We start from the raw sequence: 11,901 nt of genomic DNA, 5'->3' as shown, positions 1-11,901 counted from the left end.
GGTGAGGTGCTGGTACGGATCAAGGCCACCAGCGTGTGCCACACCGACGCCTTCACCCTCTCCGGCGCCGACCCCGAAGGGCTGTTCCCCTCGGTGCTGGGCCACGAGGGCGCCGGCATCGTCGAGGCAGTGGGCGAAGGGGTGACCAGCCTCAAGCCCGGCGATCACGTCATTCCGCTGTATACCGCCGAGTGCGGCAAGTGCAAGTTCTGCCGCTCGGGCAAGACCAACCTGTGTCAGGCGGTGCGCGCCACCCAGGGCCAGGGGTTGATGCCCGACGGCACCTCGCGCTTCTCGCTCGACGGCAAGATGCTGCACCACTACATGGGCTGCTCGACCTTCAGCGAATACACCGTGCTGCCCGAGGTCTCCCTGGCGGTGGTCTCCAAGGAGGCGCCGCTGGACAAGATCTGCCTGCTCGGCTGCGGCGTGACCACCGGCATCGGCGCGGTGCTCAACACCGCCAAGGTGGAGCCGGGCGCCACCGTGGCCGTGTTCGGCCTCGGCGCCATCGGCCTGGCGGTGATCCAGGGCGCGCAGATGGCCAAGGCCAGCCGCATCATCGCCATCGACATCAACCCGGACAAGTTCGACCTGGCGCGCCAGTTCGGCGCCACCGACTTCGTCAATCCCAAGGAGCATTCCGATCCGATCCAGCAGGTGATCGTCGACATGACCGACGGCGGGGTCGACTACTCCTTCGAGTGCATCGGCAACGTCAACGTGATGCGCTCGGCGCTGGAGTGCTGCCACAAGGGCTGGGGCGAATCGGTGATCATCGGCGTGGCCGGGGCCGGCGAGGAGATCTCGACGCGGCCGTTCCAACTGGTCACCGGGCGGGTGTGGCGTGGCTCGGCGTTCGGCGGGGTGAAGGGGCGCAGCGAGCTGCCCGGCTACGTGCAGCGCTACATGGATGGCGAGATCAAGATCGACGAGTTCATCACCCACGACATGCCGTTCGAGCAGATCAACGAGGCGTTCGAGCTGCTGCATGCGGGCAAGAGCATTCGTACGGTACTCCATTATTGAAAGTCGCGCGAAAGCGTCACAAGAGCGATACACGTCCAAGGGACAAGGAGGCAGCATGAGCCTGATGGACATCATCCAGCGCTGGTTCGGCGGCAAGCCTGCAACTGCGACACAGAGCACGCCCCGACCGCCACCTGCGACGAGAAACCCCGAAAAAACGACAACACAGGGGAGTCAACCCACCATGAGCCACCACAACGTTCACATCCATCCCGCCGTGGACGACGGCGTCAAGCGCGGCAGCGACAGCTTCACCGGTGGCAAGCTCCACTGCCACTGCCCGAGCGACCGGGTCGAGGTGACGATCGACGCCCAGTGCGCCCACAACCATGTCTGCGGCTGCACCAAGTGCTGGAAGCCCGAGGGCGCGCTGTTCTCGATGGTGGCCGTGGTGCCCCGCGACAAGCTCAAGGTCACCGCCCACGAGGAGAAGCTCCAGGTGGTCGATTCGGCCGCGGCCATTCAGCGCCATGCCTGCACCGGCTGCGGTGTGCACATGTACGGCCGCATCGAGAACACCAGCCACCCCTTCCACGGGCTCGATTTCATCCACACCGAGCTCTCCCCCGACGAGGGCTGGGCCGGCCCCGAATTCGCCGCCTTCGTCTCGTCGATCATCGAGTCCGGCGCCGACCCGCAGAACATGGGCGCGGTCCGCTCACGGCTGCAGGAGCTGGGCCTGCCGCCCTACGACTGCCTCTCGCCGCCGCTGATGGACGCCATCGCCACGCATACCGCCAAGGCCAAGGGGGTGCTGTGACGGTAGCGTTCATCTTCCTGAAAGCGTCCGGGCCCGCCATGCTGATCTGATCTCGATGGCGGGCCCGGTCACCTTCGCCTTGTGCGGCGGGCCGCACCTCGCCCTTACTCGCCCAAATAGGCCAGCGCTGCCGCCGCCAGCGCCTCGATGCCGGTGCGCAGGGTCTCGGGATTGCCCGGGAAGTAGTAGGGGGAGTGCGGCATCTCGAGGTGGCGCATCTTGTCGACCACGCTCGCCCCGGGCGTATCGGCCCAGCGCTCGGCCGGCGTCGCGCCGATGAACCAGTAGACGTAGGGAATGTCCTCGCCGCCGAACCCGCCGGCCTCGGCATTGCCGAAGAAGGAAAAATCCTCGCTGCCGTTGAGCCGTGGCATTTCGTAGAGCCGCTCCGGCCCGAAGTGCCCGGCGTGAGCCCGGCGCACGTGGTCGACTGCCACGGGGTCGTTGTGCAGGGCGAGGGTCTCGTTCAGCACACGGAACTCCGGCGCTCTGGGCGAGCGCCCGGCCTCGCACTCGGCGCGTACGATGCGCTCGATGGCGGCTACCACCTGGCGATGCAGGGTGTCGTCGAAGCTGCGCACGTTGATCTCGAGCTCGGCCGAATGGGGGATGATGTTGGCCTGAGTGCCGGCCTGCAGCTTGCCGACGGTGACCACCACCGTCTCCTCCGGCGGCACTTCACGAGCGACGATGGTCTGCAGGCGAGTGACCACGTGAGCGGCGATCACCACCGGGTCCACCGTCTGGGCGGGCATGGAGCCATGCCCGCCGGCGCCGTGAATCGTCACCGCCAGGTTGGTGCAGGCGGCCATGGCGCGGCCGGCAATGTGCCCGACCGTGCCGGCCAGCGCCGGCATGTTGTGCTGGCCCAGCACCACGTCCGGCCGGGCGAAGCGCTCGTAAAGGCCGTCGTCGAGCATGGCCCTGGCACCACCGAAGATCTCTTCGGCAGGCTGGCAGATGAGCATCAGGGTGCCGTTCCAGCGCTCTCTCAGTGCTGCCATCACACCGGCGGCACCGACCACACAGCTGCTGTGCAGGTCATGGCCGCAGGCGTGCATCAGCGGCACCCGCTCGCCCTGGGCGTTCTCGGCGCTCTCCCGACTGGCGAACTCGAGCCCGGTGCGCTCCTCGATGGGCAGAGCATCCATGTCGCCGCGCAGCATCACGGTGGGGCCTTCGCCGTTGCGCAGCAGGGCCACGACACCGGTACCGCCCACGCCGCGGGTCACCTCGAACCCCAGGCTCTCCAGCGCCTCGGCGAGGCGGGCGCTGGTCTTGTGCTCCTGGAAGGGCAGCTCGGGGTAGCGGTGCAGCTGGCGGTAAAGCGCCTGCACCTCATCGAAGCCAGCCTCCACCTGGGCGCGAACGGCGCCCTTGAGGTCCCGAGTGGGGGATAAGATCGTCATCATGGCCTCCGTGGCGGTTCAGTGACTTGGAGTGCTGGATAAGGGGTGGCCATGGCGAGCCGAGCGGGATAGCCCCTGCCAGGCCGCTACCACGCCTACGTTGAGCAGCATCGCCCATACGCCGGCATGCCAGCCCAGCGGCGAGCTCCAGACGAAGTCCATCAGGAGATAGGCCAGGCTGCCCACCAGGGCGCCCGCCATGACGCTGGTGCGACGCAGTCGCGGCAGGAACAGGGCGCCGATCACCATGGGGAAGAGCTGTACGATCAGTCCGTAGGCGCCGAGCAGCAGCAATACCAGGGAAGCAGGATTGGCCAGGGCGAAGAGATAGGCGATCAGCGACAGGCCGACCACGCTCCAGCGGGTGGCGCTGACCACGGTCCGTTCACTGGCGCGCTGCATCACGGTGGGCCCCAGCACATCGCGTACCAGTACGATGGCCGCGGTATGGGCCAGGTTGGCGCCGGTGGACATGGCCGCCGCCAGCGCACCGGAGAGCATCAACCCGATCACCCAGGGGGAGAAATTGGCCACGTCCATGACCATGCGCAGCAGCACGGTATCCGAGCGCGCCAGCGGCTCGTCGGCGAACACCAGCACGCCGGCAAAGCCGATGAACAGCAGCGGTACCAGCAGGTAGGCGTAGAGCGGATAGAAGACGCTGACCTTGCGCAGGGTGCGGCCGCTGTCGGCGGAGTAGAACTTCATGAACAGATGCGGCCACATGGCCCCGCCGAAGGCGCTGACCAGTACCGCGGTGCTGAAGTAACCCCAGCTCATGCCGCTGGCGCCGGGCATGGTCAGGTACTCGGGCGCCGCCTGCTGGAGCTGGAGGAACATTTCGCCGACCCCGCCGTAGAGGCGCTGCGACACGGCCAGGCCCAGAAACCAGGCGATGGCGATCATCATGATGCCCTGCACCAGGTTGGTCCAGCCGATGCCGCTCAGGCCGCTGCAGAACACGTAGGCCGCCACCACCATGAAGGCCAGCAGGGCGCCGAGCCAGAAGGGAATCAACCCATCGGTGGCGGCCTGGAACAGCAGCCCGGCTCCGGCGATCTGGATGGTCAGATAGGGCACCAGCGCCAGCACGCCGATGGTGCCGGCCAGGATACCCAGCGCCTTGCTCCGGTAGTGGTCGGCGATCATGTCGCCCTGGGTCAGATAGCCCTTCTGGCGGCCCAGCTCGGCGACCCGAGGCCCCATCGCCCAGATGGTGATCGGCACCAGCGCCAGGTAGGCGAGAATGTAGAAGGCCGGCGAGCCGTGCTGATAGGCCCAGCCCGGCGCACCGAGGAAGGCGAAGGCGGAGAAGATCTCGGCACCGAGGATGAAGAACAGGATCACCACGCCGACGTGGCGTCCGCCGGCCACATAGCCCTCGAGGCTCGAGCTCTGCTGACCGCGGGCGCGCAGGCCCACCCACAGCACCATGGCGAGATAGGTCAGGGTGATACCGACCACGATCAGCGAATCAGTCATGACGGCCGCCTCCGTGACGTACGACGTAGGCAAGCCACATGCCGGCGAACAGCACCAGCATCCACAGGATGTACCAGAAGAACAGGAAGGGCAGCCCCAGCACGAAGGGCTCGATGCGGTTGGCAATCAGCGCACCGGGCCAGATCATGGCCAGCGTGCACAGGGCGAAGTGCAGCCCCGTCAGGAGATGGTAGGTCTTGGTCATCGGGAGAGTCCAGCTCGCCGCAGCGAGTCTTGTTGTGGGTTGTCTCCTGACTATGGGACAGACGGCACGATCGAAAAAATAGGGATTTGGGATGCGAGCCATGCCATGACGGCATGGCTCGTGGAAGGCTTCCGTACTGAAGCGCGCGGAGCGGTTACTGAACCAGGCTGGGGCGTACCTGCTCCGTTCTGGCCACCATCACGGAGTCAGCCACCAGCTCGGCGGTGATCGCCGACAGCGTCCAGCCCAGATGGCCATGGCCGGTGTTGTAGAACACCCGTGGCTGCCGCCCTCTTCCCACCCGCGGCATCATGTCGGGCAGCATGGGGCGCAGCCCCGCCCAGGGTACGACCCGCCGGGTACCGACGCCGGGGAAGCAGCGTTCGACCCAGTCGATCAGCGGACGAATTCGGTCGTGACGGATATCGCGGTCGAGGCCGTTGAACTCGGCGGTGCCGGCCACGCGGAAACGCTCGGCGCCCAGTCGGCTGGTGACCAGCTTGGCCTCGTCGTCCAGCAGGCTCACCATCGGCGCCGCATCTCGAGAGGCCGCGTCGTCGAGATGCACAGTGATCGAGTAGCCCTTCACCGGATAGACGTTGAGACGGTCGCCGAGACTGGCCGCCAGGCCACGACTCGCCACACCGGCGCACACTACCAGGCCGTCGTACGCCTCCCGCTCGCCTTGCACGCCGACCCAGGCTCCGCCGGCATCGGCCCCGACGCTGGACACGTCCTGGCCGTAGCGAATGCTCCCGCCGCGACGCTCGACGGCAGCCGCCAGGCCCTGGGTGTACTTGTGGATGTCGCCCGTGGCGTCGCTCTCGGTGAAGAAGCCGCCATGGTAGTCACCGGCCAGATTCGGCTCGATGGCGCGCATCTCCTCGGGCGTCACCGGCCGCCGCTCGAGCCCGCCATTTGCCAGCATCCTGGTGACTCTGGCCGCATGCTCGAAGCTCGCCCGGTCGCGGTAGATGTGCAGAATGCCCCGCCGCTCGAGGTCGAACTCGATCTCTTCGTCGCGCGCCCAGCGGTAGAGATACTCCCGGGCGGCGATCGCCAGGCGTGCCGTCTCCGTGGTGTTGTCGGCATAGCGGGGAATGGCGGCGATGAACTCGGCGAACCAGCTCAGCTTGTGCCAGGTAGGCCGGGGATTCACCAGCAGGGGCGCATCGGCTCGCAGCATCCAGCGCAGCCCCTTGAGCACCGTGGGCCAGTGAGTCCACACCTCGGCATTGGAGGCCGACAGCTGGCCGCCGTTGGCGAAGGAGGTCTCCATGGCTGCATAGCGGTTGCGCTCGTAGAGCGTGACGTCCAGGCCGCGTTTGAGCAGCGCGTAGGCGGTGGTGACACCCGTGATGCCACCGCCGATGACGGCGATACGTTGCATTGCGTTTCTCCAGACGCGTCGGGTCGAACTCGCCGCCAGCCGGCAACGAGCACCCCATCCGTCATGGAACCTGAGAGATTCACGCGCGCAACGCCCGCTTGCTCCTTCGGTGTGCCGACGGACGCAGTCGTCGGCCGCTCTTCGGAATCAGTGATGCGAAGCGGTCCTGTGGCCTGAGAGTTTCCGGGGCAGTTGCTCCTTCGGCGCCGGTGCCGCAGCTCACGGACCGGTCTCTCCCGCTGTCGCACTATCAGTCATGCCACTATCCGCGCTGGGAATCCATAGGAAAAATACCAATAATCGATGAAAGCCATGCCATTCAGGTATCGGAGCCGATGGAATTCCGCCAACTGCACTACTTTGTCGCCGTCGTCGAGGCCGGCTCCATTTCCGCCGCCAGCCGTCGCGTGCATGTCGCCCAGCCCGCCCTGACCCGTCAGATTCACCTGCTGGAAGAGGACCTGGAGACGCGGCTGTTCGAGCGGCATGCCCGCGGCATACGCCTGACGGTGGCCGGCCAGGCGCTCTATGAGGAAGCACAGCAGCTGCTCGACCGCCGCACCCGGCTCAAGGCACGCCTCACCGCGCTGGGACAGGGGGTGGTCGGCAAGGTCAGCCTGGGCGTGACGGTGACCCACCTGTGGGTACCGCAGGTGGCCGGGCTGCTCGGGCGCTATCGCGAGCGCTTCCCTCAAGTTGCCTTCGAGGTCTTCCCGCTGCTCTCGGGGCCGCAGTTGGAGCGGCTGCGGGAGGGCACCCTGGATGCCGGCATCCTCTACCTCGACGACAGCGGCCAGCCGGGGCTGGAGACACGCCTGCTACAGCACGATTCGCTGGTGCTGGCGGTGCCGGCAAATTCTTCCTGGGCCGAGGTCCCGCCGACGAGGCTGGAGCAGTTGGCCGACGCCGAGTTCGTGTGGGGGTTTCGCAGCGCTTCGCCGGTCTACTTCGATCGCATGCAGGCCCACTTCCAGCGTCTAGGCTTCCACCCCCGGGTGGTGCAGTATGGCGCCGACAACATCGCCATCTTGAGCATGGTGGCCGCGGGGCTCGGCATCGCCATTCTGCCCGCCGCCAGCAGTCATCACCCCATGCCGGGGATCCGCTTCCTGCACCTGCCGGAGCTCGACGCCTGCGCCATGCCGCTGTGGTTCGCCTGGCGGCCCGGCAACGACTCCCCGGCACTCTGCAATCTGATCGAGCTGGTCGAGAGCCTGGACGCTCCCGCCGGCCCAGCCCAGGGCTGAATTTCACTCCCCCTCGGACACACCCAGCGCCGCAAACAGCGCCGTAAGCTCCGGGTCCTGCCGCTTGGTGCGTAGCAGTGCAGCGTCCTCCACCGTGAAGCGGCCCGCGGTGGCGCTCAGGTAGACCTTGCCGCTGGCGCGGTCGGCGAAACGCACCTCCGGCACCTTGGCGAGGCACTGCTTGAGGAAGGTGCAGTTGGCGGCCACTGCCAGGGTGTCGCCGGCGGGATAGACCTCATCCGGACACGTCGCCGCGGTGTTGATCTTCTTGTAGCGGTCGAGGTTGACCAGGCCCACAGGGTCCAGCACGTGCAGCACTTCGCGGGTGCCGTGGGCGACGACCTCCGGCGGGGTGTGCCGGGGCACGCTGTTGTCGAGGAACACGTACTTGAAGCGTGGCCGCGGGCTGTCCATCCACTTGAAGAACACCCTGGGCATGCCGTCGTAGGCCTCCACACAGTGCCCCAGGAAATCCGACACCGCCTTGTAGCGCCCGCGCTCCAGCCCGCGCAGCCAGCCCCGCTCCACCGTGGCCTCCGGCGGGGTGATGATGAAGTACATGTGCATGGTGGAGACGTACTTGGCGTAAGTGCCATCCAGCAGCCGCGGCACCGTGTCGGAGGAGAAACTGTCGAAGCGAAAGCGGTCGATCAGCAGGTTGGGAATGGTGCGGTCCCGCTGCGCCTTGTCGCGAATGTAGCGGTCCAGCTTGGCGTCGATCAGCTTGACCTCCTTGCCCGCTAGGCGACCGGCGTACTTGTAGGCCTCACCCAGGGTCTCGTAGTCGAGCAGCAGGCGACGCCAGATATCGGGCGTGATGGTACCGTACTGCTCCGGCGGGATACCGAGATCCTGCAGGGTGTATCGCAGCAGGTGGCGCAGGGAGCTCTTGCCGGCCGCCGAGGCGCCCTTGAGGCTGATCAGAACCGGCTCGTCGGCGAGTGGCACCCGGGCGTAGCCCTCCTGCTCGATGGCCCGCTCGACGTGCGGCGCCAGCAGGTTGCCGATCTCACGGCTGCCGTAGTCGTTGCAGGCGTGACGGGCGATCAGCGTCGCCAGCACCTCGCGGTCCACGCCGATATGGCCATGGACCGCGGCAATCGAACTCATCACCCGATAGGCGCTCTTGTAGATGGCCTGTTCGAGCTCGTCCTGGGCGGCCAGCCCCCGCTGCTTGATGCCCTGGATGGCATCGTGGTGGCGCTCCTCCAGGGTACGGCGGTCGGCCTGCCGCTGCGGCGCCGGGCGCCTGCCCAGCCAGCGGGCCAGCAGCGAGACCGGCTCGGGCTCGGCCGCTTCCGGCTCGACCGCGAAGGCCGCTTCCAGGATCTGCCCCACTCCGGTCCGGATCGTCGCGTAGAGCTCGTCGAAGGCCTGACGCAGCGCCGGCATGTGGGGCAGCAGGTAGCCGCTGAGGATCTGCAGGGTGATGCGGCGGAAGTTGCGCCCCAGCATCTCCTCCTCTTCCCCCTCGGCCACTCGGATATCGGCGGTCACCCGCACGATCAGCTCGTGCAGCACCAGACGCTCGGCGCGAAACGCCACCAGCTCCTCCTCCTCGAGGCCGGTGAGGGCTCTCAGTTCGGGGATCTCGGCCAGCCGGGTAGAGACGTTCTCCTCGCGATGGATGGTTTCCAGGGGCTGGTAGCGCCTGGGCAGGTCGGCCTCGAGGCCGGGATTCCAGGCCGAATTCTCGGGAGCAGCTCGATCAAGCATAGGCGCCACGCACATGCTGGGGTTTCAGGCCGACGTTCGGCAGTCATGCCTCGACATTGGCCGAATTTCTCATGCGGAGCAATCACGTCTTTTCGTCGACGGCCACCGCCCGCTCCCGCGGCAGCGCCCACGGCCGATGCAGGATCAGGTAAGCCGCACAGCCGATCGCCACACCCCAGAAGGCCGAGCCCAGACCGAACAGGCTCATCCCCGAGGCGGTGGCCAGGAAGGTGATGATCGAGGCCTCGAGGTGCTGCTTCTCGGCTGCCGCGGCACTGAGGTTGCCGCTGATCGCCCCGATCAGCGCCAGTCCCGCCAGCAGGGCGACGAAGGTCACCGGCAGCGAGGTGAACAGCAGCACGATGCTGCCCGAGAACAGCGCGCCGAACAGATAGAACACGCCGTTGGCCACCCCGGCCACATAGCGCCTGGCGGGATCGGGGTGGGCCGCCCTGCCGGTACACAGCGCCGCGGTGATGGCCGCCACCACCGTGGTGATGCCACCGAACAGCGCCATCGGCATCGACACCAGGCTGGTGACGGTGAGGATCGGCCGGGCCTGGGTGGCGTAGCCGGCGCCGCGCAGGATCGCCATGCCCGGCAGGAACTGGCCGGTGAGACTGACCAGCGCCAGCGGCAGCGCCAGGCTCAGGGTGGCGCTCAGCGTCCACTCGGGGCGAATCGGCGCGGGCGCGGCCAGCTGCCATGAAACACCCGCCAGGCTGGCGCCTTCCAATGCCACCGCCAGCGCGATCCCGACCAGCAGCAACAGCACCAGGAAGTAGCGCGGGAAGAGCCGCTTGAACACCAGGTAGGCGGCGAGCATGCCCATGGCCAGGGCCGGCGAGCTCTCCAGTGAAGTGAACACGCCAAGGCCGAACTGGAACAGGATGCCGGCCATCATCGCCGCGGCGATGCCGGGAGGTATCAAGGCGATGAGACGGTCGAAGCTGCCGCTCACCCCCACCGCGAAGACGATCAAGGCGGCGGTGAGATAGGCCCCCACCGCCTCGTTCAACGACAGCCCGGGAAACAGCGTGACCAACAGCGCCGTGCCGGGCGCCGACCAGGCGGTGATCACCGGCACCTTGAGCCACAGGCTCAGGCCGATACCCGACACCGCGGCACCGATGGAGATCGCCCACACCCAGGAGCTCATCATCTGGGCGGAGATATCCGCGCTCTGCGCGGCCTGGAAGAAGATCGCCAGCGGGCCGGCGTAGGAGATCAGCACCGCCACGAAGCCGGCGGTCACGGCCGACAGCGACCAGTCCTGGCGCAATGACATGGTTCACCTCGCGTGAGTGGGATGGAGAGTCGAAACGGGGAAAAAGGCCCGCGGCGACGGATCGCACGCGGACCCATGGAGGACATACGGCCGCTACGCTAGCGCGCCGCGGCGGTCTCGCGCTTGACGATGAACTCGAAGTCCTTGGTCTCGAAGATCATCGAGATCAACACCCCCAGCACCAGTGCCCAGAACGAGGCGCCGATGCCGAGGATCTGGATGCCCGAGGCGGCAATCAGGAAGGCGAACAGCGCGCCCATCTCGTGTTTCTTGCCGGAGAAGGCGATGGCCAGCGCCGAGGTCAGCACGCGGACCAGCGCCAGGCCGGCGATGATGGCGATGAAGTAGCCCGGGGTGGCCTCGATCAGGCTGACCACGTAGCCGTAGAAGGGCGCGCACACCACGAAGATGGCCCCGGTGATCACCGCCGCCACCCAGCGCTTGTCGCGCTCGCCGGCTTCCGGCGAGGAGCAGATGCCGGTCATCGGCGCGGCGATACAGGTGCTGTGCAGGTTGAAGAACGAGGAGATCATGGTGCCCAGGCCGCCCACCGCGGTGATGCCGTTGGCCGGTACCTTGTCGTAGCCCATGCCCTTGACCAGGCCGACGCCGGCCGGGGTCTCCATCCCCACCAGAATGATCGCCAGCGGCAGGCCGTAGGCGAGGAAGGCGCCCAGGGTGAACTCGGGCACGACGAATTCGGGGAAGCGCACCGTGGCCTGGATGCCGGAGAAGTCGACGCCGGTGGCCATCAGGTAGGCGATGCCCGCGCCCATGGCCACCAGCAGCGGCGGCACGCGACGAAACAGCCGCGCCGCCAGGAAGAAACTCAGGATCATGATCGCGGCCGGCAGCAGGGCATCGTCCAGCGAGCCGACCATGCGCGTGCCGAAGCTCAGCAGCACACCGGCGATCATGCCCATCACGATCGGCATCGGGATCAGCCGCATCACCGTGGCCATCACCCCGGTGAGTCCGGCCACCAGCGAGATGGCGCCGGCGATCAGGGTCGCGCCCAGGGCGGCCTCCAGCCCCACCACCGGGATCACCGCGGCGAACAGCAGCGCGCCGGGAATCGAGTTGGCCATGGGCAGGGGCAGCCGGTAGTAGCTCGGCACCAGCAGGCCGAATAGGCCGTTGATCATCAGGTAGCTGATCACCCAGATCATGATGAAGGAAGAATCCAGGCCGGCCGCGGTGCCGGCGCTGATGTGGATGACGCCGGCGCTCAGGCCGAACACGCCGGCCACCAGACCGGCGCTGGCATTCTCGGGCGTCAGGTCGCGGATGAAATCGCCGGGTAGGCGCTTCAGGCTCGTGCCTTTCTCGATATGTTTCACGGTGTGCTCCAGGGGACTGTTGTTGTCGTTGGGTG

Annotated in this window: 10 protein-coding genes and 1 riboswitch; of the genes, 3 read left to right on the top strand and 7 right to left on the bottom strand. The window is 67.2% G+C overall.

What is annotated here, in order from left to right:
* Together C4S71_RS16220 and gfa are read left to right on the top strand one after the other, a co-directional pair.
* A partial coding sequence (locus C4S71_RS16220) for an S-(hydroxymethyl)glutathione dehydrogenase/class III alcohol dehydrogenase (protein ID WP_103969853.1) occupies positions 1-1,029 on the top strand: 1,029 nt, incomplete at its 5' end.
* 184 nt (positions 1,030-1,213) lie between these two features.
* Positions 1,214-1,789, top strand: coding sequence for an S-(hydroxymethyl)glutathione synthase (gene gfa, locus C4S71_RS16215; RefSeq protein ID WP_103969850.1), 576 nt, complete (start codon positions 1,214-1,216; stop codon positions 1,787-1,789).
* Positions 1,790-1,893: 104 nt separating this feature from the next.
* Here the strand turns inward: gfa and C4S71_RS16210 are convergent, their stop codons facing one another.
* From C4S71_RS16210 to C4S71_RS16195, 4 genes are all read right to left on the bottom strand, one after another.
* A complete protein-coding gene (locus C4S71_RS16210) occupies positions 1,894-3,198 on the bottom strand; it encodes an amidohydrolase (RefSeq protein ID WP_235014547.1) in 1,305 nt (434 codons plus the stop codon).
* An 18-nt stretch (positions 3,199-3,216) separates the two neighbouring features.
* On the bottom strand, positions 3,217-4,680 hold the full coding sequence (locus C4S71_RS16205; RefSeq protein WP_103969848.1) for a sodium:solute symporter family protein: 1,464 nt from the start codon (positions 4,678-4,680) through the stop codon (positions 3,217-3,219).
* Positions 4,673-4,885 carry a DUF3311 domain-containing protein gene (locus tag C4S71_RS16200; RefSeq protein ID WP_103969847.1) on the bottom strand — a complete coding sequence of 71 codons (213 nt, stop codon included), beginning with the start codon at positions 4,883-4,885 and terminating at the stop codon, positions 4,673-4,675. The genes C4S71_RS16205 and C4S71_RS16200 overlap by 8 nt, the downstream gene beginning before the upstream one ends.
* A gap of 154 nt (positions 4,886-5,039) precedes the next feature.
* On the bottom strand, positions 5,040-6,275 hold the full coding sequence (locus tag C4S71_RS16195) for a D-amino acid dehydrogenase (protein ID WP_103969846.1): 1,236 nt from the start codon (positions 6,273-6,275) through the stop codon (positions 5,040-5,042).
* 151 nt (positions 6,276-6,426) lie between these two features.
* A riboswitch (glycine riboswitch) is annotated at positions 6,427-6,525 on the bottom strand.
* Positions 6,526-6,610: 85 nt separating this feature from the next.
* Here C4S71_RS16195 and C4S71_RS16190 point away from each other — a divergent pair.
* The gene (locus C4S71_RS16190; RefSeq protein ID WP_103969845.1) at positions 6,611-7,522 is read left to right on the top strand and encodes a LysR family transcriptional regulator; all 912 of its coding nucleotides are present in this window, start codon (positions 6,611-6,613) and stop codon (positions 7,520-7,522) included.
* A 3-nt stretch (positions 7,523-7,525) separates the two neighbouring features.
* Here C4S71_RS16190 and C4S71_RS16185 read toward each other — a convergent pair whose 3' ends face one another.
* The 3 genes from C4S71_RS16185 to C4S71_RS16175 all read right to left on the bottom strand — a co-directional run bounded on the left by C4S71_RS16185 (position 7,526) and on the right by C4S71_RS16175 (position 11,866).
* Entirely contained in the window at positions 7,526-9,238 is a 1,713-nt protein-coding gene (locus C4S71_RS16185; protein WP_103969844.1) for a DEAD/DEAH box helicase family protein, read from the bottom strand.
* Positions 9,239-9,320: 82 nt separating this feature from the next.
* A complete protein-coding gene (locus C4S71_RS16180) occupies positions 9,321-10,526 on the bottom strand; it encodes a benzoate/H(+) symporter BenE family transporter (protein WP_103969843.1) in 1,206 nt (401 codons plus the stop codon).
* A gap of 98 nt (positions 10,527-10,624) precedes the next feature.
* Complete coding sequence (locus tag C4S71_RS16175) at positions 10,625-11,866, bottom strand: benzoate/H(+) symporter BenE family transporter (RefSeq protein ID WP_103969842.1); 1,242 nt, start codon at positions 11,864-11,866, stop codon at positions 10,625-10,627.
* Positions 11,867-11,901 lie beyond the last annotated feature (35 nt).

It is taken from the genome of Billgrantia desiderata (assembly GCF_900108215.1).
Lineage (GTDB): Bacteria > Pseudomonadota > Gammaproteobacteria > Pseudomonadales > Halomonadaceae > Halomonas > Halomonas desiderata.
The sequence above is the reverse complement of the archived record's forward strand: the minus strand, read 5'-3'. Positions and strand labels throughout refer to the sequence as shown.